We start from the raw sequence: 22,462 nt of genomic DNA, 5'->3' as shown, positions 1-22,462 counted from the left end.
ATGACTTCCGCCACCGCGGGGCGGGTACGCCGCACCGCCGCCCGGGTGCGCCGCACCGGTCGGCTGCGCCGTACCGCCCTGCCCTACCTGCTGCTCCTGCCCGCCCTGCTGATGGAACTGCTCATCCACCTGGTCCCGATGGTGATGGGCATCTTGATGAGCTTCCGCCAGCTCACCCAGTTCTTCATCCGCGAGTGGTCCCGCGCGCCCTGGACGGGCTTCGACAACTACTCCCTCGCCGTCGACGTCAACGCGCCCGTCGGCGAGGCCCTGCTCCGCTCGTTCCTCACCACCTGCGAGTTCACCCTGCTCTCGGTGGGCCTGTGCTGGTCCATCGGCACCGCCGCCGCCGTCTTCATGCAGGACGCCTTCCGCGGCCGCGGCTTCCTGCGCGCCCTCTTCCTCGTCCCGTACGCGCTCCCCGTCTACGCCGCCGTCATCACCTGGGGCTTCATGTTCCAGCGGGACAACGGCCTGGTGAACCACGTCCTGCACGACCAGTTGGGCATGAGCGGCGAGCACACCTTCTGGCTGCTCGGCGACAACAGCTTCTGGGCGCTGCTCATCGTGTCCGTCTGGAAGGGCTGGCCCTTCGCCTTCCTGATCGTGATGGCCGCCCTGCAGAACATCCCCAAGGAGCTGTACGAGGCCGCGGCCCTCGACGGCGCCGGGACCTGGCAACAGGTCCGGCGGATCACCCTGCCCTCCATCGGGCCCGTCAACCAGGTCCTGGTGCTGGTCCTGTTCCTGTGGACCTTCAACGACTTCAACACGCCGTTCGTGCTCTTCGGCAAGTCGGCCCCGCAGGCCGCCGACCTGATCTCCATCCACATCTACCAAGCCAGCTTCGTCACCTGGAACTTCGGCACCGGCTCGGCCATGTCCGTCCTGCTGCTGCTCTTCCTGCTGCTGGTCACCGCCGTCTACCTGCTCGTCACCGGACGCGGAAGGAGCAAGGCCGATGCCTGAGGCCCGGCGCAGGTCCCCGCTCGCCCCGGCCCGCTCCTTCCAGGCGGTCCGGGCGGTCTTCCTCACGCTGCTCACCGGCTTCGTCGTGCTGCCCGTGTACGTCATGGTCACCAGCTCGCTCAAGCCGCTCAAGGACGTCGCCGGAGCCTTCCACTGGATCCCCAGCGGGCTCACCGTCCGCCCGTACGTCGACATCTGGCACACCGTCCCGCTCGCGAAGTACTTCGTGAACTCCCTGATCGTGGCCGGCTCGGCGACCGCCGCCTCCGTGGTCATCGCCGTCTTCGCGGCCTACGCCGTCAGCCGCTACCAGTTCCGCGGCAAGCGCGTCTTCACGGTCACCGTGCTCTCCACCCAGATGTTCCCCGGCATCCTCTTCCTGCTGCCGCTCTTCCTCATCTTCGTGAACGTCGGCAACGCCACCGGGATCGCCCTCTACGGCTCCCGCGGCGGCCTGATCCTCGCCTACCTCACCTTCTCCCTGCCCTTCTCCATCTGGATGCTGATCGGCTACTTCGACTCGGTGCCGCGCGACCTCGACGAGGCCGCCACCGTCGACGGCTGCGGCCCGATCGGCGCGCTGCTGCGGGTCGTCGTCCCGGCCGCCGTCCCCGGCATCGTCGCCGTCGCCGTGTACTCCTTCATGACCGCCTGGGGCGAGGTCCTCTTCGCCTCGGTCATGACCAACCAGGAGACCCGGACCCTGGCCGTCGGCCTGCAGGGCTACTCCACCCAGAACGACGTGTACTGGAACCAGATCATGGCCGCCTCGCTGGTCGTCAGCATCCCCGTCGTCGCGGGATTCCTGCTGCTCCAGCGCTATTTGGTGGCGGGACTCACCGCGGGAGCCGTCAAGTGACCACCGAACTCATCCGCCCCGGAAGGACCGACGTGAGCGAGCACCAGCCCATCGACCTCGGCGCGCTGCCCCGCGACTTCGCCTGGGGCACCGCGACCTCCGCCTACCAGATCGAGGGCGCCGTCGACGAGGACGGCCGCTCGCCGTCCATCTGGGACACCTTCTCGCACGCCCCGGGCAACACCGCCGGCGGCGACCACGGCGACACCGCCTGCGACCACTACCACCGCTGGCGCGAGGACGTCGCCCTGATGCGCGACCTCGGGACCAACGCCTACCGTTTCTCCGTCGCCTGGCCGCGCGTGGTCCCCGGCGGCGACGGTCCGGCCAACCCCAAGGGCCTCGACTTCTACGACCAGCTCACCGACGCCCTGCTGGCCGCGGGCATCGAGCCCTCCGTCACCCTCTACCACTGGGACCTGCCGCAGGCCCTCCAGGACCGCGGCGGCTGGCCCGAGCGGGCCACCGCCGAGCACTTCGCCGCGTACGCCGCCCAGGTGGCCGAACGGCTCGGCGACCGGGTCACCCAGTGGACCACCCTCAACGAACCCCTGTGCTCGGCGTGGATCGGCCACCTCGAGGGCAAGATGGCCCCCGGCCTGACCGACCTGACCGCGGCCGTGCGCGCCTCCTACCACCTGCTCCTCGGCCACGGCCTGGCCGCACAGGCCATCCGCGCCGCCGCCCCGGGCGCCCGCATCGGCATCGTCAACAACCTCTCCACCGTCGAGCCCGCGAGCGGGAGCGAGGCCGACCTCGCCGCCGCCCGGCGGATGGACGGCCACGTCAACCGCTGGTGGCTCGACCCCGTCCACGGCCGCGGCTTCCCCGCCGACATGCGGGAGGTGTACGGCGTGGACCTGCCGGAGCGCCCCGGAGACCTCGCCGCCATCGGCGCACCGCTCGACTGGCTGGGGCTGAACTACTACTTCCCCCAGTACGTCACCGACGACCCCGACGGCCCGGCCCCCCGGGCCCGACAGATCGACCGCCCCGCCGTCGCCCGCACCGGCATGGACTGGGAGGTCGACGCGAACGGCATCGAGACCCTGCTCATGCGCCTGACCGAGGAGTACGGCGCCCGCCGCCTGCACGTCACCGAGAACGGCTCCTCCTACCCCGACGTCGTCGCCCCCGACGGGAGCGTCACCGACCCCGAGCGGACCGCCTACCTGCACGCCCACCTCGCCGCCTGCGCCCGCGCCGCCCGCCGGGGCGCCCCGCTGGCCGGCTACTACGCCTGGTCGCTGCTCGACAACTTCGAATGGGCCTACGGCTACGACAAGCGCTTCGGCCTCGTCCACGTCGACTTCGCCAGCCAACTGCGCACCGTCAAGGCCAGCGGCCACCACTACGCCTCCGTCATCCGGGCCCACCGCGCCGCCCACGACGAAGGCCGCTGACCGGCCCCGCCGCGGCCCACCAGCGCGCGCCGTGCCCGCCCCGCACCGGGGGACGGGCACGGCGTTTCGTGGTGGGATGGGTCCCGGGGGCCGTTCCACCAGCTCACGGAGAGGCGAGGCGCATGTCCGAGGACAGCGAGGGCACCATGCGGGCGATGGCGTACGAGACGTACGGCGGGACGGAGGTGCTCGCCGAGACCCGGTTGCCGGTGCCCAAGGTGGGACCCGGCGAGGTCCTGGTCCGGGTCAAGTGCGCCGCGGTCAACCCGGTCGACTGGAAGATCATGGCGGGCGGCCTCGACGGCCTCATGGACGTCGTGTACCCCGTGGTCCCGGGCTGGGACGTGGCCGGAACGGTCGAGGTCGTCGGCATCGACACCCCCGAGTTCACCACGGGCGACGAGGTCATGGCGTACGCCCGCAAGGACTACGTGCACGGCGGGACCTTCGCCGAGTTCGTCACCGTGCCCGTGCGCGCCCTCGCGCACAAGCCCGCCGCCCTCGGCTGGGCCGAGGCCGCCGGACTCCCGCTGGCCGGGCTCACCGCCTACCAGCTGCTCACCCGCCTGGGCACCGGCAAGGACGACACCGTCCTGGTGCACGGCGCGGCGGGCGGGGTCGGCTCCTTCGGCGTCCAGATCGCCCGGGCCCTGGGCGCCCGGGTCATCGGCACGGCCTCGCCCCGCAACCACGACCGGCTGCGCGAGCTGGGCGCCGAACCCGTCGCCTACGGGGACGGCCTCGCCGACCGGGTCCGCGCCCTGGCCCCGGACGGGGTGAGCGTGGTCGCCGACTTCGTCGGCGGGGTCCTCGACGTCACCCGGGCGGTCCTGGCCGACGGAGGCAGGCACGCCTCGATCGCCGACCCGGGCGTGCTGGGCGCCGGCGGCGAGTGGATGTGGGTCCGGCCGGTCGGCAGCGACCTGGCGGAGCTGGGGCGCCTGGCCGAGGCCGGGCAGCTGTCCGTCACCGTCGCCGAGACCTTCCCGCTGTCCGAACTGGCGGCCGCCTTCGCGCTCAACCAGGACGGACACACCGCGGGCAAGATCGTCGTCGAGGTCTGACCACGCACGTGACCGCGCGCCGCCCTGGCGGGAAGGAGGGGCGGCGCGCGGGGTTCACGGGAGCGGGGCGGGGACCGGAAGGATCAGGCGTACACGCCGAAGTGGAACAGCGAATAGCCGTAGCCGGTGCCGCGCTGGCTCATCTCCAGGCGTACGTACCGTCCCGAGGCGGCGATGTCGAAGTCGTCGATGCCGCCGTCCCCGGTGGACGTGGCGTACGCCGTGCGCCAGTTCTGCCCGTCGTCGGAGACCTTGATCGTGTACGCCTTCCCGTACGCCGTCTCCCACACCAACTGGGCGTGCCGCAGCTGCTTCACCGCGCCCAGGTCCACCTGGAGCCACTGCGGATCGGCCCAACTACTGGCCCACCGCGTGTCGTTGCGGCCGTCCGTGGCCAGCGCCGCGGTGCACGGACAGCCGCCCCAGGAGTCGTTCTGGAAGGTGGAGGCGCTGGTCGGTCGACCCAGCGCCACGTCCGTCCCCGACACCGGCGGCGGGACGACCCGCACCGAGCGCTGCTCCACGCCCACGTTGCCGCGCCCGTCCTTGACCTTCACGTACAGGATCCACACCCCGGTCTTCGCCGGTGCCGTGGCCCTGATGGTCCCGCTTCCCAGCGGGCCCGAGGCCACGGAGAGCAGCCCGCCGCCCCCGTCGACGTACTTGCCGCCCCAGAGCACCTCGTAGGACAGTGCGTCGCCCTCCGGGTCGGTCGCCGGGGCCTGGATGGTGATCTCCTTGCCGGCCGGGACGGCCGAGGCGTCGGCGACCGAGGGGACGGACACGGTCGGCGGCAGGTTGTCCCCGGCCGTGTTCCCGCCGTACATCCGCTTCACCGCGTAGTACGCCTTGCGGCGCTCCCCGGCGGGGGTCAGGTTGAACCAGTGCCCGCCGAAGTCGTACTCGGTGCCGTAGTGGAACACGGTCGCGCCCAGCGCCACCCCCCGGTGGCCTGTGACGCAGTTCCACGCGTTGGTGTAGCCGTCGGCCATGGCCTGGTCGCCGACCTGCCGCGGCACCCCGTTCGCGTCGTTCGGCACCTCCCACTCACCGGCCGGGCCGGTCTCGGTGATGATGTAGGGCTTGTTGTAACCGCCCTGCTCCCAGGCCTGCTTGACCCCGCAGACCTCCTTGTAGGAGTTGACGGCGTACAGGTCGAGGTCGGGGGAGTTGCGCTTGTAGTAGGTCCAGGCGCCCACCCACGCGTCGGTCGAGGTCACCGGGTGGTTGGCGTCGATGCGGTGGATGGCCTTCGCCACGTCGTTCACGAAGGTCGTGTAGGCGTTGCGCTGGTTCTCCAGCTCGGTGCCCGAGTAGCAGTTCTGGAGCCCGAGCACCGACTCGTTGCCCACGTTCCACATCAGCACGCCCGGGTGGTCCTTGTAGGTCTGCACCCACTTGGTGAACTCGGCGAGCATGTTGTTCTTGTAGGTCGCGTCCGTGACGTAGTTGGTGCAGCCGCCGCTGCCCGGGCCGCCGCCCGGCTGGAGCCAGAAGCCCGCGACGACCTTGATCCCGTTGGTCGCCGCCGCGTCGAACAGCGGCTTGCTGCTCGCGTCGGTGCCCCAGGTGCGGATGGTGTTGGCGCCCAGCGACTTCACGTCGGGGAGCAGGCGCGCCGCGTCGGCCGGGGACGGGCCCCAGGTGACGCCCTTGACCTGGTACGGCGAACCGTCCACCTGGAGCTGCCAGTTGCCCTGGGAGCCGGTCACCTTGACCACGCTGCCCGCGGCGTGCGCGGGCAGGGCGGGCAGGACGGTGACGGCTCCCGCGAGCAGGGCTGCCGCGGTGAGGGTGCGCATGCGGGAGTGCATGCAGGACCTCCTTGGAGGGGTGGGGGGAGGGGACGGGGGCTGGGCTAGGGGAGGCGGTAGTCCGGGCCGAGTACGGCGCCGGCCGCCGGGTGGGTCTCGTCGTAACCGCGGGCGTTGCACTGGAGGCCGCCCTTGATGCAGTGCTCGACGAGGGCGTTGAGGGTCCGGTCGTCCCACGCGTTGAAGAAGTCGTAGTGGAAGGTGTGACCGGCCCCGCTGGAGAGCCGTACCTGCGACATGTCCCCGCTGACCGGGAAGGCCATCTTGAACTCGACCATCGGCAGCGCCACCGGGTGGTCGGCGGGGCAGACGTTGTCGTTGTTGCCCGGCTTCACGACCGGGTAGGCCATGTGCGCCTTGTGGTCGGGCGTGTCGAGGTTCTTGCCGTCCCAACAACTCGGGGACTGCATCCGGATGTTGAGCTGGGTACCGGCCGGACAGTTCGCCGGGAACTCGACGTTCTTGAAGCTGTCACCGCACTCCCAGCCCTCGACCCAGCCCTTGTGGGCGCGGAACTCGGCCGCGGTCTGGGTCGGGCTGCCGACGACGAACCGCAGGCCCTTGGGGAAGGGCCGCACGCTCGTGTAGTCGGTGACGCCCGTCTTGTAGTAGATCACCTGCGGTCCGGTGGGCAGGACCGGCACGCTGCCGTTGTAGAGCGTCGGCATCCAGTAGCCGGACAGGTCGCCGGGGGCGTTGCACGCGGTGCCGCCGCCGCTGAGCGAGGCGGTGGTGCTGAAGGCGTCCGTCGTGGTGTTGCCCATGAAGGTGTGGTTGTGGGAGGCGCCGGGGCGGCCCGCGTAGACGATCGGGTCGTCCGGCGCGGTCCTGCTCACCGCGCAGTTGGCCTGGAACTCGTGGAAGTACCGGGCCGGGGGGTTGTTCCAGGACGGGGTCACACCGGTGACCTGCGGTACGGCGGGGATGTAGCCGTCACCGTCCGGGTCGTCGCCCCCGGCGAGCGGGGCCACGGCCGAGTGGTCCATGTTCATGTGGACGGCCGTGCCGGAGTCCTGCGAGGCCTGCGCGGTCAGGGTCGTCAGGCCCAGGCCTGCGGCGGCGGTCACGGCGCAGGCGACCGAGACGAGTAAGGCGGACAGGGCCCGCGGGCGGAGTTTCATCGGGTCGGCTCCTTCGGGTGGGGAGTGGTGGGTCGGTCCGGATCGCGCCCTGGGAGAGCGCTCTCTCAGACGGCCCGGAAAACGCGGGGCGGCCGCCGGGCCGCCCCGCGTCCTGCGGGGGTCAGGGGTGGATCAGGGGAACGAGACGACGGTGGACGGGGTGGTCGACGTACCCGACGTCGCGGCGCCCGTGTTGTTGATGACGTGTTCGTACTGGCCGTTGCCGCCGAGCGAGACGACGAGCAGGTCGTGGAACTTCACGCCGGGCTTCACCGGGACCTCGAAGCCGTGGTCCTGACGGATCGTCGGGTCGACGTTGTAGTAGCAGTAGCTGCCCAGGCCCCAGCCCTCGTGGGTGGTCACCGAGTCCGCGACCTTGTAGGCCGCGTAGCCCTTGATCGAACCGTTCTGCACGGCGGCCTGGTTGGGGGCGTCGTAGGCCTTCTCGTTCTGGAAGAAGATCGTGCGGCCGCGGTCGCCGTTCCACTCCACGTCGTACTTGTTGAAGTGCTCGACGAACAGGCCGGTGGCCAGGACGTCGTCGCCGTTGACCCGGAAGCCGTAGTCGGAGCGGTTGGTCTCCCAGCCCACCCCGTCACCGTGGTCGGCGCGCCAGATCCAGGTGTGGTCGACGATCGTGTCGTGGTTGTTGATCACCATGCCGGCCGTGGCCTTGCCCGCGCCCGCGCCGCCGACCCGGATGAAGACGTCCTGGACGGTGGTCGGGTTCGCCGCGTGGTCCGTGGTGGTGCCGGCCGGGCCGACCTCCAGCAGGCTCGGCGAGTTGACGGTGCCCGCGTCGACCAGGAAGCCCGCGAGCTTGACCCCGTCCACGTCGCCCACCTTCAGCGCGGTCACGCCGTTGTCCGGGACGATCGTGGCGAGGCCGAGGCCCAGCACCACCGTGTCGGCACGGTTGACCTGGATGGTCTGGTTCACGTGGTAGACGCCGGGGGTGAAGAGCAGGTGCAGGCCCTGGGCCAGCGCCTGGTTCATCGTCGCCGCGGTGGTGCCGGGCTTGACCACGTAGAAGCGGCTCAGCGGGATCGAGGTCCCCTGCGGAGCGCCGTTGCCCCAGGACGTGCCGCGGGCGTTCACGCGCTTGGCGGGCACGAACACCTTGTACTCGGAGCCGTCCAGGTACAGGAACGGCTTCTCGCGGGAGACCGGGGTGGTGTCCAGCGTGGTGTAGCGCGGCTCCGGGAAGGACTGCGCGGGCGCGCCCTGGGTGCCGGAGAAGACCTGGTTCCAGACCGAGTTGGTCCAACCGCCGATCGAGCTGTCGCGGGTGTACCACTGCTGCTGCGAGTAGTTGCCGACCTGGCCGTCGATCTTGGAGTCGGCGATGTACCCGCCGGACGCCCAACCGTAGCCGTTCGGCGCCAGGTTGAGACCGCCCTTGACGTGCATCCGGCGGAACGGCGCGGCCTGGGAGACGGCCCAGCGGTCGGTGCCGTTGACCGGGTTCAGCGCCAGGTTCTCGGCCGAGCGCCAGAAGTTCTGGGTGGCGTTGCCGCCGAACCAGCCCGCGTCGACCGTCACGTCACCGTTGATGGTGGTGTCGTCCGGGTTCAGGCCCAGGCCCGAGATCGAGGTGTAGAAGCCGATCTGGGCGTTGAGGCCGTTGTAGGTGCCCGGCTTGAAGAGGAACTGGTAGCGCCCGGAGCCGAACTGGGCGGACTCCTGCTGGGCGAAGACCTGGTCCAGCTTGGCCTGGATGTTCGGCGTCGACGGATCGAAGACGATCACGTTCGGGCCGAGGTCGCCGCCGCCGGGAAGGGTCGGGCCGGTGTCCCCGCTCGTCCCGTACACCTGGAACTCGAAGAGCGAGTAGCCGTAACCGGTGCCGCGCTGGGTCCCGTACACCCGGACGTAGCGGGCGGTGCCGCTGACGTCGTGCGTCTGGACCCCGCCGGTGCTCGCGGCCGTGGAGTACGCGGTGCTCCAGTTGGTGCCGTCGGTGGACAGTTCGATCCGGTACGCCTTGCCGTACGCGGTCTCCCAGCGCAGGACGACCTGGCTCACCTGGGCCGGTGCGCCCAGGTCGACCTGTATCCACTGGGGATCGGCGAACTGGCTGGACCAGCGGGTGTTGTTGTCGCCGTCGACCGCGGCGGAAGCCGGGGTGCCCGCGCCCTCGATGCTGGACGCGGTCGCGGGCTTGCCCTGGGAGAGCAGCGTCGGGGCGGCCTGGGCGGCGGTGGCGGGCAGCAGCATGAGCAGGGCCGCGACCAGCGCGGCGGCGAGCGCCGCCGCGGTGAACCGCGGCGGCCGATCGGAGAGCAATCGCATGGAGGTACTCCTGACGTCGGGGATCCGGGGGGATCGAAGCGTGAGTGAACTGCCCCCGGGTGGGACCGTCAAGAGGTTCAGCGTTCATGAACTGAAGATCCGTCGATGCGTCACATACGCGTCAGGCCTGTGAACTTGGGGTTTCTTCAATCCTTGTGAAAAGTATTGACGAAAAAAGTCGCGGGCGCTTGGCTAAGGCTCCCAACGGATCCGTCCGGCCGTGCCCCGAGGACACCCGGGAGGCCCGCTGTGCGCAGTGTGTTCGGGAAATGGCGACACTGTCCCCTTTCTTGGGGACAGTGCCTTCGCTACTTGTTCGGAGGGGTCCGTGACGGCAGCGGCGCGGGCCCGTGGGGCGTCGGTACCTCGCCGCCCGCGACCAGGGTCACCCCGACACCGGCCAGCCCGGCCGCCCAGCGCCCGCCGACGGCGGCGATCCGCCCGGCGTCCGGCGGGGTCGCCCCCAGGCCGATCGCGTACCGGACGACGCCCGGCTCCGACGGGACGGGGTGCGGCCAGGCGTGCGCGTCCACGGCCCCCGCCTCCTCCAGCGCGGTGACCAGCGCCCGCATCCGCCCCCGGACCTTCCCGGGCAGCGCCGCGGGCTCCCCGGCGCCCGCGAGCTCGACGGTGACCTGGGCCCAGGCCGCGTGCCGCCGGTGCAGCGGCGGCGGGTCGAGCAGCTCGGGCCACGGCCCCGGACCGCTCTCCGCGATCTCCCAGGCCCGGTACAGCTCCCGCACCACCAGGTCGCGGAAGCCGGCGCCGACCTGGCCCGTGCAGCTGCGCACCGGCTCGGAGGGCGTCAGTACGGTGACCGGCGCGCCGCTCCCGCCCCCCGCACCGGCGTCCTCCCCGCCCGCGCCGTCGGCCCCGCCCAGGGTCACGGGAATCCGCCAGTCCCAGGCGGCCCACTCACCGAAGAACTCCCGCAGCAACACGTCCCCGGCCGCCCCCACGGGACGGTGCGCCACCGTACGGGCCGCCAGTACGGACCAGGCCAGCCCCGGGAGGCCGCCGAAGGGGGCGCCGTCCAGGCCTCGGGCCCGCGCCCATTCCTTGACCCGGCGGGCCAGTTCGGCGAAGGCGGGCAAGCGGTCCGGGCCCACGCCGAGGCGGACCGCCTCGGCGTCGCTCACCGCGCTCAGCGCGAGCGCCGCGCCGTCGCCCAGCTCGGCCCGCCGGGCCACCGCGGCGTCGGGCGCGATCCCCGCGCTCGCCACGACCGCGAGGTCCACGTCCAACGCACCGACCCGCAGCCGCAGCCCCGGTACCCGGGCCCCGCGCACCTCCCGGACGTCGACCGCCTCCGGCAGCGCGGCCAGCACCCGCTCGCGCACCCGCGCGGGATCGACCCGCCCCGCCAGCGCCGCGACCAGGTCCAGGTCCGCGCCGGGCAGGGCGCAGCCCATCCGACGCGAGCCGGTGACCTCCACGACCCCCTCCGGCAGGGCCCGCGCCAGCCGTTCGGTGACGGCCCGTGCGAGGCCGTCGGTGACGTCCGGGTCGGCGGGGCGCGCCGGGCGGTCGTGGTCCTGCGGCAGCCACCGGACCTCGCCCGTGCCCAGGGCCACCGTGAAGCGCACCCGCATCGGTTCCCCGGCCCGGCGGGACAGCACGGCGAGCGAACCGACGCGCACGGGCCCCATGGGGGTCGCGGCCAGCGCGTCCGCGCACCGGGCCGCCGCGCGCCCGGGGTCGGTGCTCCGCCCCAGCGTCAGGTGCGGGGTGAAGCCGTCGGCGCGGCCCCGACAGCGGGGGAACCGCCGTACCAGCGCCGCCCGCAACTCCTGCCAGGGCGCCTCCCCGTCCGCCGCCGGGTCGAGCCACAGGGTCGCGTCCTCGCGCTGCCCGAAGGTGTGCACCCCGGCCGGGCGCGCGGTGAAGGCGGGCACCCCGGCGACGGCCTCGGCCAGCAGTACGGCGGCCCGCTCGAAGGCGGACTCCGGGACGAACCCGAACAGCAGGTTCACGTGCGGCGGCCAGCGGTCCACCCGCGGGTCCAGTTCCCGGCGCAGCTCCTGGATCGCCGGCCACGACTCCTCGGGCGGGATCCAGGCCACGGCGGTCCGCGCGGTGGGCGCCAGGTCGAGCGCGGCCGGTCGGCCCCGGTCCGCCCCTGCCGGTACGTCGTGCCCTTCGGGTACGTCGTGCCCTCCTGGTACGTCGTTCCCTTCGGGTACGTCGCTCGCCGCCGGAGCGGGTCCGCACGCGCCGAAGTCCAGCGCGGCCTCCACGGCGTAGTGGTCGGACACGAACAACCCGTCGGCGGTGGCGGGCCGGTCCCCGCGCAGGGTCGCCGAGGTGGTCACGGCCCCGCCCCGCAGCAGGATCCGGTCCAGCCGGGCCGCGCGCCCGGTGAGCGAGCCCACCGCGGCCAGTGGATTGACCGCGGGGTCGAAGGTCGCGGTGGTGTCCGCCTCCCCGTGCACCTCGGCCCACGCGTCGCGCAGCCCGAGGGAAGCGGCGGGACCCGCGGCGCCCCCGCGCCCGTCGTTGAAATCGCCCATCAGTACGACCTGGCCGTCGATCCCCGCCAACCCCTCGGAGAGACCTGCCAGTTCGGCGGTGCGGCGACCCGCGCCGTCCGCCGAGTGGTCGCTGCTGAGGTGGGTCGCGGCCACCACCAGCGGGCCCGCCACCGTCTCCACGGTGACGGCGGTGACCCCCTTGTGCGACCCCAGCGAGTGGACTCCCGCCTCGCGCACGGACATCCGGCTCAGCAGGAGCAGACCGGTGTCGGCCACGTCCCGGGCGCGCGGCGAACCGCCCAGGGTGTAGGAGGCGCGCACCCAGGGCTCGGCCAGGACCATCTCCAGCAGCCGGGGCTCGACCTCCTGGAGCGCGATGACGTCGGCGTCCGCGGCCGCCAGCTCGGCGAGCAGCAGCGGGCGCCGCCGCGCCGTCTCGATCAGGGGCCCGTCGTAGCGGTCCCACAGGGTGTTCCAGGTGAGCACGCGCACCACCGCCGCCGTGGGCGGGGCGGGCACGGCGTCACCGACCGGCGCCCAGCCGCGCGCCGGATCCCAGGCGTGCGCCGCCCGCGCCGTGAAGAAGGGCGCGCGCAGCAGCCGGGGGGCGCGCGCCCGCCCGGCTCCCGAGCTCTCGATCCGGTCCACGCCGGTGGCCCGGTCCCACACCAGCTCGCCGTCCGCCTCGACGAACAGCACCCGGTGCCAGGGGACGTCGCCGCCCGGCACGAAGGAGGGCAGTGCGACGCGCTTCGGCCCGGCCCCGCGCTGGAGCAGCCCCAGCACGAACCGGGCGGGGTCGAAACGGGGGTCCCAGCGGACCTGGTGGTACAACTCCTCACTGGTCCGCATCACGCCGCCCTCCCGCACCGTCGTACAGCCCGCCCGCCGTGTCCTCGACCGTGCCGCCCGTCCCGACGTACCACGTCCGGTGTGCCCGACCGGGGTACGGCGGGTCGAACCGGCGCAGCTGGGCGTCCAGGACCGCGGCCGGTACCGGATGCGTGCGGGTGCCGTTGCGGCGGCGCAGCGCGTCCTCGTCGGCCAGGACGACGACTTGCGTCACCAGTGCGTCACGCCGGCGGGCCACCGACCCGACCAGGGCGCGCTGCGGGGCCACCAGCGAGGTGGCGTCCCACACCACGGTGCCCCCGGCCCCGAGCGCCGCGTCGAGCCGGTCCAGCCCTTCCCGCAGCACCTCCCCGTTGGCCCGTTGGTCCCCGCGCGCGCCGCGTGCGGAGCGCAGGTCGTCCAGCGAGACGTACGCGTCCACCCCGGCCAGCGCCCGGCCGAAGGTGCTCTTCCCGCTCCCCGAGGGCCCGACCAGCTGGATCAGCCGCGGGAAGTCGCCGTCCCGCCACCGCCAGGTCGCGGCCACCGCCTCCTCGACCCCGCCGACGCGTCCCTCGGCCCACGCCTGCCGGGCCTGCGCCCAACACCGGTCCGCCGCCGCCGCGTCGAGCCCGGCCAGCGCCTCCCGCAGCCCCGAACGCAGCGGCCCGCAGGGCCGTTCGCCGAGCAGACCCGCCTCCTGCGCCCACAGCGCCGACCACTCCACGCACTCGCGCGCCCCGGCGCCCTCCGCGTCCGCGCGCCCGCCCGCGACGGCCCCGGCCACCGCGTGCAGCACGCCGAGGTCCGCGGCCGCCGACATCCCCGCCAGCCCGGACCGCCGGTCCTCATCGGGGAACGGCAGGTGCAACCTCCCCTGGAGCCCGACGAGATCGGCCACCCGGCGGGCGAGCGGCAGTCCGAGCGCCACCGCGAGCCGCGGCGCGAGGAGCCCCCGGTGCGCACCGTGCAGCGCGGTGGCGAGCACCCCGGCCAGCCGGGCGTCCCCCGACCGCCCCAGCACGTCGAGCCGGGCCGCGACGTCGGCCACCGCCTCGATCACCGCGTCGGGTACGGCCTCCGGCGCCGCGTCGGGCACCGCCTCCGCCGACGAGGCGGACCCCACCGCGGCGGCCGCGAGCACGGCCGGTACGTCGGGCCGCGCCCCCGAGCGGACCGCCCACAGCGGGGCGGCCGGGCCCAGACCGTTCTCCACCACGGACGCGAACATCCAGTGGGTACCGGTCTGCACGTGCCCCCCGCGCACCCACTTGGCCACGTGTCCGGCGAAGGCCGTACGGTCGAAGCCGGCCACGGAGCGCACGACGTACCCCTCGTGGCGGGCGGTGTCCAGCTTGAGCTTGCGCAGCGCGCGCTGCGCCGGGGCGTCCAGGACGCCCCGCCACAGCACCCGCGGCACCGGCACGCCGAGCCCGGTCAGGAACCGCACGGTGCGGTCCCAGTCGAGGCAACGGTCGCCGTCCCACACCGAGAAGCCGTAGAACCAGCTGTCGAGCGCGTCGTAGGCGAGGGAGTGGCGGGCGTAGAGGTTCTCGCCGCAGATCCGCCAACCGGCCGGAATGCCCGCGCCGATGCGCCCCTGGAGGGCCTTCACCCAGGCGCGCGAAGGATGGTGGGCGGAGTCGAGGGAGCGCGCGTGCAGGCCGTCGGCATAGAGCGTCGTGTTCTCGCCGTCGAGCTTCTCGGTCACGACCACCTCGCGCCCGCAGAGCCCCGGCAGCCCCGCCAGGTCACCGGCCCGGACGTCGTCGGGCGTGGCCCCCGGGGACCAGGGGAGGTGCGGGGTGCGGGGGTAGTGGGTGCGCATGGTCCGCTCCGGTCGGTGACGTGTCCCCGCCACTGTAGGAAGGGGCACCGAACGGATCCACCCAATATCCACCGACCGGTTCGAGCCACTCGCGGCCGTCGCTCAGCGGCCGTACTGCTCCGCGCACAACCGCGCGATCGACGGGGACACCGTCCCGTCGGCCGCCGCGCACAGCGCCGACATGTCGTACGCCCGCCCCGGCGCGGGCCGGGCCTGGGGGCGCGGCCGGGCCCGTGGCGTGCGGGCCTTCGCCGGGGCGGGTGCCCGTACCGTGCCGGAGCGCCGGGGTGTCGAGCGCCGGGTCCCGTCCGCGTCCGGTGCTTCCTCCCGGTCCGCGGCCCCGGCCGCCGGGGCTGCCGCCGCCCCGGCCGTTGCGGGCGGCCCGGGAGCGGGCGGGGCGGCCGCCGACCCCGGGTCCTGCGGCACGCGCCCCAGGGGGAGCACCGCGCGCGCGGAGGGCGAACGGACGATCACGGGATCCGGTGTCCGGGCGGCCGGTGCGACCGGTGCGACGGTCGTACATCCGGTGGTACCCGCGCCCAGGAGGAGCACGGCGAGGGACAGGGGCAGGGCCCGGCGCAGCTGCATCCGCCCACCCTGCCGCATACGGGGACAGGGAGCGGCGCACCGTCACGCGTACGGGTGAGCGCGAGCCGCACCCGTGCCGGGGTGCGCGGAGTGCGAGCCGGCGCGCGGTGTGCGGCGCGCTCTCGGGATCAGGCGCGGGCGCGCGGCGCGGTGGCCAGTCTGAGGACGTGTTCCAGCGGCCCTCGGCGCAACGGCGAGTGCGCCCAGGCGCGCTGCCACCCCCAGGCCGAGGCCAGGGCCACGGCGCAGAACGCGGCCAAGGCGCCCCAGGACGCCGCCCCGTTCGCCGGACCGGCCAGCACCAGCGCGTGCACGACGTAGGCGCTGAGCGCCATCGCGCCCAGCGCGGTGAGGGGCCGTAGCAGCCGGGCGGCCCGCCGGCCGCGGGCCAGCAGCACGAAGCCGCCGATGAGCGCGGCGCCGACGCCCGCGTTGCCGAGCGTCTCCAACGGGGTCTGGCTGTAGGGGGAGGCCAGGAGCAGCCAGTCCCACGAGGTGCTGGGTATCGCGCCGTACTGCTGGGCGAGCACGGCCCGGACCGGATCGCCGGCGGCCATGGCCTCGGGGTGGTGCGCCGCGATGGCGGCCAGCAGCCGCTGCCGCCCGCCGAGCACCTCGGTGGCCAGCCACGCGGAGCCGTACGCCGCGGCCGCGACGGCCGCGCCCCACAGGGCGAGCCGTCGGGCGACGGCCTTCTCGCGGACGTCGCACAGCCGCCCCAGCGCCATGCCGGCGAGCACGTACGGCAGGTAGGTGACGACCGGGTACGCGCCGGTGAGCAGCAGCCCGCGCAGGACGTCGCCGAGTCCCGTCCAGCCACGGGCCAGGTCGGTGAGGTCGGGCACCGTCCCGCGGCCCGAGGCGCCGACCCCGAAGAGCGGGCCGAGGACGTACGAGAGCAGCGGCCCGACCACCACGCCCGCGGCCGCGACCACGGCGAGCGCCCTGGTGGACAGCCGGGTGAAGGGCTCGGCGGCGAGGAAGTAGAGCGCGAAGAAGGTCAGGATGACCAGGATCCCGGGCCAGAGCGCGGCCAGGGACAGGCCGAGGGCGGCGAGCACGGCGCACCGGATCAGCAACGGCCGCAGCCGCCCCGGCGCCCCGCCCCGCCCGGCTCCGCCCCCCTCGGAGCCCGGGCCCGGGAGCGCGTCCGGGCGTTGCCGCTGGGCCAGGGCCAGCGAGAAGCCGGCGAGGAGGGTGAAGACGGCGGGCGCCCGTCCGTCGGCGGCCAGGACCAGGTAGTTCGCGCCGGACGGGCGCGCACCGGGTCCGACGTGCACCGCGAACATCCCCAGCACGGCCAGGCCGCGCGCGGCGTCGACACCGGACAGTCTGTTGCTGGCGCTCATCGGTTCCTCGGGGCAGGGCGGGAGTACGACGTCATGCTCAGGTAGAGGTCGATAGTGGAACAAAGGTTCCGTTTCGCCCCGACGAGCCCGGACCGGCCGCGCGGTTCGCGCGGTTCGCGCGGCTCGGCCGCCGGTGGGCCTCAGCCGCAGGTCACGCGGTCGCGCGGGGTGTAGCGCGTCGTGAACTTCTCGCGCTTGACCTCCTTGCCGCCCTGCTCGAAGATCCGGTCGACGCTGACGTCGAACCCTTCGAGCGGGGTCTGCGCCTCGCACCGCGCACCGCTCCCGGTCCGGGTGCCCGGCTGCTCGATGTTGCTGCGCGGCCCCTTCACCGCCTTGACCGCGTCGTACTTCTTGGTGCCGAGGAAGGTGATGGTGACCGAGGTGTCGGTGGCCGACGCCTGGATGTAGAGCGCCTTGCCCGAGTCGTTGCGGAAGCTCTGGTCGAGGCTGCCCCAGGCCACCGTGGCCTCGCGGCCCTCCGGGTAGCGCTCGATGTAGAAGGAGTGCGCCCCGTACTCCACGGGCTTGACCCCGGCGAAGAACACCGCGTTGAAGACGGTCGTGGCCACCGCCGAGACCCCGCCGCCCGCGGCCTTCTCGTACTGGCCGCCATTGATCATGATGCCGTCGACGAAACCGTTCTCCTTGGTGCGTTCGCCCACGGTCCGGTTGAAGCTCCAGGTCTCGTCCGGCAGCACCACCGAGCCGTTGATCAGCTCGGCGGCCCGGCCTATGTTCGTCGTGCGGTAGTCGGCGACGGGGAAGTCGACGGTGAAGGAGGACACCTCCTCCTTGATGCCCAGCTCCGCCACGTTCTGCCGGGTGAGCCTCGGCTGCACCGCCTCCGTCGCCACCGCGCCGGTACGGGCCCCCGCGCCCGACTTCACCAGCAGCGGGAGTACGGCCTCGCCCAGGGTCCGCTCGGTGACCCGGCGGCCCGCGCGGCCGTCCTCGGCCACGGAGACCCGCCCCGGGCCGTCGAGCCGAAGGCGCGCCTCCAGCGGACCCGGCGAGGCCGCGCGCAGCGGGCCCGCGAGCGCCGGATCGGCGAGCAGCGCCTTGGTGTCGAGGTCGGGGACCAGGCGGCCGCCGTCGCCGGCCTTCATGGCGAGGTGCCGGGCGAGGACGGCGGGGTCGACCACCACGCGCCGCCCTTCGAGGGTGAGGGTGACGGGGGCCGACACGGCGGGTCGGGCGAACTCCTCGAGGGCCCGCTGCGTCTCCTTCGCCCCGATCCGGGGCTCGGTGGTCCGCACCGGCAGCTCGACGGGGTCCGACCCGGTGCGCGGATAGGCGGCGCGCAGGACGTCGAGCGCGTCGTCGTCGCGCAGGGCGACGCCGCTGACCGGAGCGACCGCCTTGGGCCCGCCCTTCTCGAAGGTGATCGCCCCCTCGACGACGGCGCGCCCCGTCTTCTCGGCGAGTCCGTCCAGAGCGGCCCGCGCCACCCCCTCGTCCACCCGGACCACCGGCTCCACCTCCCGGCGGTCGCGACCGAAGAGCCGACCGAGCACGGTGACCGGATGGGATCCGGCCCGCGCGGCGCGCTCGGCGGTCGCGGCGGAGTCGAGGGACAGGCCGAGGGCGCTCGGCCGCACCTGCTCGACCCGGTCGCCGACGCGCACGGCGAAGGCGGCTCCGGCCTCGGCCGCGGGGCCGAAGGCGCGGTCCAACGCCCGGCGCGCCCGGTCCTGGTCCATGCCCCCGAGGTCCACGCCGCGGACCGTGGTGCCCCGGTCGATCGCGTCTCCGGCCAGCGACAGGCCCGCGACGTACAGACCGGCGCACCCGATGGTCAGGGCTCCGCCGGTGACGGCGAGCGGACGCAGCAACCGCCGCCGTCGGTTCCCGGTGGCCGTCGCGGTCCCGGTGTCACCGGCGTGTGGCATCGCTGTCCCCCTGGTCGTTCGCGTCTGGACGGGCCGGGGGCTTTCACGCCGACCGGCCCGCGCCCCGAAAGCTACCAAGAAGTACATAACCAGGTAATAAACGGTCATAGGTCAGGTAAAACCGGCAGGTCGCGGGCGCATTCGGCCGCCTCGTGTGCCCGGTGTGCGCGCCGTGCGCACGGCGCCGTAACCCGGGGACCGCGCGCGCTGTTGCACAGGCGTCGGGAACGGCGCGACGAGCCCCGACCCGGCCCTCTCCCACCCACGGTGAACGGAGTACCGATGCCGCAGCTGACCGACACGGACCGCACGGACCGGGCGGACCACGCGATCCCGGAACCCGCGACCCCGGACCATGCGATCCCCGATCTCGGCGTCACCCCTGACGCGGACGCCAACGCCGAAACCGACCTCGACCTCGATCCCGTGTTCCCGGATGCCGTGCCGGGGGCGGACCGGACCGCGGTGGGCGCCTCCCCGGCGGACGGGACCGCCGCGGCCGGTGGCACGTGGATGACCGCCGCCGAGTACGGAGCCTCGCGCGCCGCGCTCTGGAGCGGAGCCTGCGTCCTGGTCACCGACCCCGACGGGCGGGTGCTCGTACAGACCGTGGACTACCGGCCCGACCGGCTGCTGCCCGGCGGCGCCGTGGACGCGGGGGAGGCGCCGTCCGCGGCGGCCGCGCGCGAGGTGTACGAGGAACTCGGCATCCGCGACCACTACCCGCGCGGGCTGGTCGTGGACTGGATCCCCGCCGACACCCCCGGTTTCGAACCGGAGATGCGCTTCCCCGGCGAGATCCTGCACGTCTTCGACGGCGGCACCTGGGACGCGGAGCGCATCGCCGCCATCCGGCTGCCCGCCCAGGAGATCACGGGGGTCCACTTCGCCGAACCCGCCGATCTGCCGGGCCTGATGCACCCCGGCGACGCCCGGCGCGCCCTGTCCGCGCTGCGGGCCCGCATCGACGGCGGCGGTCCCGCCCTGCTGGAGGACGGGCGGCCCACCGTGCCGGGCGCGCTGGACCGGCTCGGCGCGCTGCGCACCCGGCGCGTTCCGCAGCGGGGCGGCTGGTGGGAGGGCCCGGCCCCGGAGGGGGCCGTGGTGCTCGACCGGGCGGCCTGGCTGTTCGCCCCCGACGGGCGGGTGCTGGTGCTGATCGCGCGCGCCACCGGGGCCGCCGGGCTCCCGGACCTCACCCCCGACCTGGTCACCTCCGCTCCCGAAGCACTGGGCCACCTGCGCGAGGCGGACGGGGTGCGCCTGCGCTCCACGGCCCGGCTGCACGCCATCGGCCCCGCCGTCGACCCGGCCCACGTCCGGCTGCTGGCCACGCCCGAGCAGGTCCGCGACCTGTGCGACTGGGGCCCGGCCGCGGCGGACCAGCTGGAGGCCGTCCACGCGGCCCGCGTCCGCCTCGCCCTGCCCCGCCCCCCGCACCGGCCGGTCACGGAGCTCCCGGCGGAGGGTCCGGCCTGGTGAACCCGGGTCCCCGTACCGGGCGCCGCGTAGGGTTTCACCGGCCGTGCGCGGGCGACGCGGTACGGGGACCGGGACCAGAGCCCCCGTACGAGGACGACGGGGACGGGACGGGGAGGACGGCATGGGACGGACACTGGGGGAGATCCTCGACGCGGCGGCGCACGGGCGGTTCCCCCCGCCCGACGGCGGGACGACCGTGGTCGCGCAGGAGCGGCACCGGGACGCGGGGGTGATCGCCTTCACGGCGCACTCCGTGGTCTTCACCGACGAGGATCCCGCGTGGGTGCGGGCGACCCTGGCCGCCGTGGACTGCGACGGCCTGGCCGCCAGCATGAACCCCCGCTTCCTCGCCGCCCTCCTGGACCGCACCGGCCGCGGGCACGACACGATCGACCTGCTGACCGTGGCCGACCCGCTGCCGGGGGAGCCGCCGCTGGCGCTGCGGGAGATCGCCGACCGCGACCATCCCCGGGTGGTCCGCGCCCGCGCCCGGCGCGACGACGTGCGCGTCTGGGCGGCCGACGGCGGGGTCGTCGTCCTCGGCCGCGGGATCGCGGGCCGCTGGGAGACCGCGATCGAGGTGGACGAGCGGGTCCGCCACCGCGGTCTGGGCCGCGCCCTGGCCACGGCCGCCCGCCACCTCGTCCCCGCGGGCGCCCCGGTCTGGTCCCAGCAGGCGGCGGGCAACGCCCGCAGCATCCGCGCCTTCCAGGCCGCCGGTTACCGCCCGATCGGCTCGGAGGCCCTGCTGTTCGCCGGCCGATGACGGGCCGATGACGCCCGATGACGGGTCGACGACGGGCCGATGACAGCCGATGACGGGCGGACGGCGGGCCGATGGCGGCCCGATCCCGGGTGATCGAAAGAGAAAATGATCAAGTCTTCGCCCCGCCGTGCGACGGTCCCGCGGGTCGATCGCCGGGCGCCCGAGGCGAGCCCGACGGCCCGGTGCCCCGGGGGCTCGCCAGCCGTTTCGAGACGCCTGCCGCCGGGCCTGGGCCAATGGATCGGGTGAGCCTCCCGTGCATGGACCAATGGCACAGTGCCGCACCGGACGGGCTTCCCGTTCGCGAAGAGCGCCCCGCGGGTCCGGATCGTGCGCGGGAGACGGTCGGGGCCCGTGCCTCCTGCAGTCCGCGACGGCCCCGCGGTGGGCGGGGGCCCCGAGGTCGAAGGCGGACCGTTCACTTGCGCAAGGGGAGGTGGCCGCAGGTGGTGGACCACCCGCCCTCACGGAGCCTTCGAGGGCCCGTGCCGACTGGCCCCGCGCGTGGTGTCCCCGCTGGTCAGGCCCGGGGGCCGGGGGCTTCGCGGGCCCGCCGCCCGACCCCCCACCGGCAACGGCCCGCGCGGCGCGATCCGTTCCTCCGGCGCTCCGCTTCGGCGTCTTCGGCATCTCCACAGCCTCGTCATGTACCCGTCCTGTGGTCTAAGGTCTGGCTACCCGGCCAGGTGTCAGTGCTGATCCCATGCCATATCCCCGGAGGACGACTCTCCATGTCGCAAGCTGCGCGTCTCCCTCTCACCGACCCCGAAGTGCTGTCCACGGCACCGGTTCCCGCGGGGTTCAACGACGTGGAGGGATGGTTCTGGAACGTCGACCAGGTGTTGTTCGACTGGTTCCTCGGGCACCAGAACGCCGATGCAGAGCACCGCGGTGACCTGCTCGAACTCGGCTCGTACATGGGCAAGAGCGCGATCTTCATGGGCAAGTACCTGCGCGAGGGCGAGGAGTTCACGGTCTGTGACCTCTTCGACTCGCCCGCCGAGGACGAGTCCAACCTCGCGGAGACCCAGTCCTCCTACGCCTCGCTGACCCGCCAGGCCTTCGAGACGAACTACCTCGCCTTCCACGAGGCGCTGCCCACCGTCATCCAGGCCCCGACCTCCGTGGTCGGCGACCGGGTGCGTGCGAACAGCTGCCGCTTCATCCACGTGGACGCCTCCCACCTCTACGAGCACGTGCACGGGGACATCCAGGCGTCCCGCCTCCTCGCGGCGCCGGGCGCGGTCGTGGTCTTCGACGACTACCGCTCCGAGCACTGCCCCGGCGTCGCCGCCGCCGTGTGGGGCGCGGTCACCACGGCCGACCTGCGCGTCATCTGCGTCTCCGGTACGAAGCTCTACGCGACCTGGGACGACCCGGCCCCGCTGCAGAAGGCCCTGCGCACCTGGCTGGAGGGCCGCGAGGACCTCTGGCACGGCATCGACACGGTCGTGGAGGCCCCGCTGGTGCGCATCGGCGGCCAGAAGGCGATCGCGCCGCCCGCGCCGAAGCCGCTCAAGGCTCCCGAGGTGCCCGTCCTCGCGGCGGTTCCCGCCCAGCCGAAGCCCGCGCCGCGCTCGCGCCGGGCGCGCAAGCTGGCGAAGGACCTGCTGCCGCCCATCGTGACGCGGGCGATCGTGGCGAGCCGCCGCCGCTGACGCCGGACTCCGGTCCGCAGGCCCACGGGAAGGGGCCGGGTGCGCGTATCGCGCCCCCGGCCCCTTTTCCTCTTC

Annotated in this window: 15 protein-coding genes; 7 read left to right on the top strand and 8 right to left on the bottom strand. The window is 73.9% G+C overall.

Going from position 1 to position 22,462, the window contains the following annotated elements; translation table 11 throughout:
• From ACFWAR_RS19870 to ACFWAR_RS19855, 4 genes are all read left to right on the top strand, one after another.
• Complete coding sequence (locus ACFWAR_RS19870; protein ID WP_385778856.1) at positions 1-969, top strand: carbohydrate ABC transporter permease; 969 nt, start codon at positions 1-3, stop codon at positions 967-969.
• Complete coding sequence (locus ACFWAR_RS19865; protein ID WP_354383227.1) at positions 962-1,828, top strand: carbohydrate ABC transporter permease; 867 nt, start codon at positions 962-964, stop codon at positions 1,826-1,828. Before ACFWAR_RS19870 ends, ACFWAR_RS19865 begins: the two co-directional genes overlap by 8 nt.
• Positions 1,825-3,231, top strand: a complete 1,407-nt coding sequence (locus ACFWAR_RS19860) for a GH1 family beta-glucosidase (RefSeq protein ID WP_385778853.1) — start codon at positions 1,825-1,827, stop codon at positions 3,229-3,231. Before ACFWAR_RS19865 ends, ACFWAR_RS19860 begins: the two co-directional genes overlap by 4 nt.
• A gap of 146 nt (positions 3,232-3,377) precedes the next feature.
• Positions 3,378-4,295 (top strand): NADP-dependent oxidoreductase, encoded by a 918-nt coding sequence (locus tag ACFWAR_RS19855; RefSeq protein WP_385778958.1) that lies wholly within the window; start codon positions 3,378-3,380, stop codon positions 4,293-4,295.
• 83 nt (positions 4,296-4,378) lie between these two features.
• Here ACFWAR_RS19855 and ACFWAR_RS19850 read toward each other — a convergent pair whose 3' ends face one another.
• The 8 genes from ACFWAR_RS19850 to ACFWAR_RS19815 form a co-directional block, all read right to left on the bottom strand.
• A complete protein-coding gene (locus ACFWAR_RS19850) occupies positions 4,379-6,109 on the bottom strand; it encodes a discoidin domain-containing protein (protein WP_385778851.1) in 1,731 nt (576 codons plus the stop codon).
• A 44-nt stretch (positions 6,110-6,153) separates the two neighbouring features.
• On the bottom strand, positions 6,154-7,230 hold the full coding sequence (locus tag ACFWAR_RS19845) for a DUF1996 domain-containing protein (protein WP_385778849.1): 1,077 nt from the start codon (positions 7,228-7,230) through the stop codon (positions 6,154-6,156).
• A 132-nt stretch (positions 7,231-7,362) separates the two neighbouring features.
• Complete coding sequence (locus tag ACFWAR_RS19840; protein WP_385778847.1) at positions 7,363-9,522, bottom strand: discoidin domain-containing protein; 2,160 nt, start codon at positions 9,520-9,522, stop codon at positions 7,363-7,365.
• 308 nt (positions 9,523-9,830) lie between these two features.
• Positions 9,831-12,845, bottom strand: coding sequence for a poly(A) polymerase (locus ACFWAR_RS19835; RefSeq protein ID WP_385778956.1), 3,015 nt, complete (start codon positions 12,843-12,845; stop codon positions 9,831-9,833).
• Positions 12,832-14,652 carry an RNA ligase family protein gene (locus tag ACFWAR_RS19830; protein ID WP_385778845.1) on the bottom strand — a complete coding sequence of 607 codons (1,821 nt, stop codon included), beginning with the start codon at positions 14,650-14,652 and terminating at the stop codon, positions 12,832-12,834. Before ACFWAR_RS19830 ends, ACFWAR_RS19835 begins: the two co-directional genes overlap by 14 nt.
• A gap of 102 nt (positions 14,653-14,754) precedes the next feature.
• Entirely contained in the window at positions 14,755-15,240 is a 486-nt protein-coding gene (locus ACFWAR_RS19825) for a hypothetical protein (protein WP_385778843.1), read from the bottom strand.
• Positions 15,241-15,368: 128 nt separating this feature from the next.
• A complete protein-coding gene (locus ACFWAR_RS19820; RefSeq protein ID WP_385778841.1) occupies positions 15,369-16,589 on the bottom strand; it encodes a DUF418 domain-containing protein in 1,221 nt (406 codons plus the stop codon).
• A 140-nt stretch (positions 16,590-16,729) separates the two neighbouring features.
• Positions 16,730-18,481, bottom strand: a complete 1,752-nt coding sequence (locus tag ACFWAR_RS19815; RefSeq protein WP_385778839.1) for a VanW family protein — start codon at positions 18,479-18,481, stop codon at positions 16,730-16,732.
• Positions 18,482-18,763: 282 nt separating this feature from the next.
• Between ACFWAR_RS19815 and ACFWAR_RS19810 the strand changes: the two genes are divergently transcribed.
• The 3 genes from ACFWAR_RS19810 (at position 18,764) to ACFWAR_RS19800 (ending at position 22,387) form a co-directional block, all read left to right on the top strand.
• Positions 18,764-19,963 carry an NUDIX domain-containing protein gene (locus ACFWAR_RS19810; RefSeq protein ID WP_385778837.1) on the top strand — a complete coding sequence of 400 codons (1,200 nt, stop codon included), beginning with the start codon at positions 18,764-18,766 and terminating at the stop codon, positions 19,961-19,963.
• A gap of 121 nt (positions 19,964-20,084) precedes the next feature.
• Entirely contained in the window at positions 20,085-20,729 is a 645-nt protein-coding gene (locus ACFWAR_RS19805; protein WP_385778835.1) for a GNAT family N-acetyltransferase, read from the top strand.
• 731 nt (positions 20,730-21,460) lie between these two features.
• Positions 21,461-22,387 carry a class I SAM-dependent methyltransferase gene (locus ACFWAR_RS19800; RefSeq protein ID WP_385778833.1) on the top strand — a complete coding sequence of 309 codons (927 nt, stop codon included), beginning with the start codon at positions 21,461-21,463 and terminating at the stop codon, positions 22,385-22,387.
• The last annotated feature ends 75 nt before the right edge of the window (positions 22,388-22,462 follow it).

The organism is Streptomyces sp. NPDC059917 (assembly GCF_042730635.1).
Lineage (GTDB): Bacteria > Actinomycetota > Actinomycetes > Streptomycetales > Streptomycetaceae > Streptomyces.
The sequence above is the reverse complement of the archived record's forward strand: the minus strand, read 5'-3'. Positions and strand labels throughout refer to the sequence as shown.

Excerpts from the sequence above, each read along its gene's own strand:
- ACFWAR_RS19870 (WP_385778856.1), top strand. The coding sequence starts at position 1 with ATGACTTCCGCCACCGCGGGGCGGGTACGCCGCACCGCCGCCCGGGTG.
- ACFWAR_RS19865 (WP_354383227.1), top strand. The coding sequence starts at position 962 with ATGCCTGAGGCCCGGCGCAGGTCCCCGCTCGCCCCGGCCCGCTCCTTC.
- ACFWAR_RS19855 (WP_385778958.1), top strand. The coding sequence starts at position 3,378 with ATGCGGGCGATGGCGTACGAGACGTACGGCGGGACGGAGGTGCTCGCC.
- ACFWAR_RS19850 (WP_385778851.1), bottom strand. The coding sequence starts at position 6,109 with ATGCACTCCCGCATGCGCACCCTCACCGCGGCAGCCCTGCTCGCGGGA.
- ACFWAR_RS19845 (WP_385778849.1), bottom strand. The coding sequence starts at position 7,230 with ATGAAACTCCGCCCGCGGGCCCTGTCCGCCTTACTCGTCTCGGTCGCC.
- ACFWAR_RS19840 (WP_385778847.1), bottom strand. The coding sequence starts at position 9,522 with ATGCGATTGCTCTCCGATCGGCCGCCGCGGTTCACCGCGGCGGCGCTC.
- ACFWAR_RS19835 (WP_385778956.1), bottom strand. The coding sequence starts at position 12,845 with ATGCGGACCAGTGAGGAGTTGTACCACCAGGTCCGCTGGGACCCCCGT.
- ACFWAR_RS19830 (WP_385778845.1), bottom strand. The coding sequence starts at position 14,652 with ATGCGCACCCACTACCCCCGCACCCCGCACCTCCCCTGGTCCCCGGGG.
- ACFWAR_RS19825 (WP_385778843.1), bottom strand. The coding sequence starts at position 15,240 with ATGCAGCTGCGCCGGGCCCTGCCCCTGTCCCTCGCCGTGCTCCTCCTG.
- ACFWAR_RS19820 (WP_385778841.1), bottom strand. The coding sequence starts at position 16,589 with ATGAGCGCCAGCAACAGACTGTCCGGTGTCGACGCCGCGCGCGGCCTG.
- ACFWAR_RS19815 (WP_385778839.1), bottom strand. The coding sequence starts at position 18,481 with ATGCCACACGCCGGTGACACCGGGACCGCGACGGCCACCGGGAACCGA.
- ACFWAR_RS19810 (WP_385778837.1), top strand. The coding sequence starts at position 18,764 with ATGCCGCAGCTGACCGACACGGACCGCACGGACCGGGCGGACCACGCG.
- ACFWAR_RS19805 (WP_385778835.1), top strand. The coding sequence starts at position 20,085 with ATGGGACGGACACTGGGGGAGATCCTCGACGCGGCGGCGCACGGGCGG.
- ACFWAR_RS19800 (WP_385778833.1), top strand. The coding sequence starts at position 21,461 with ATGTCGCAAGCTGCGCGTCTCCCTCTCACCGACCCCGAAGTGCTGTCC.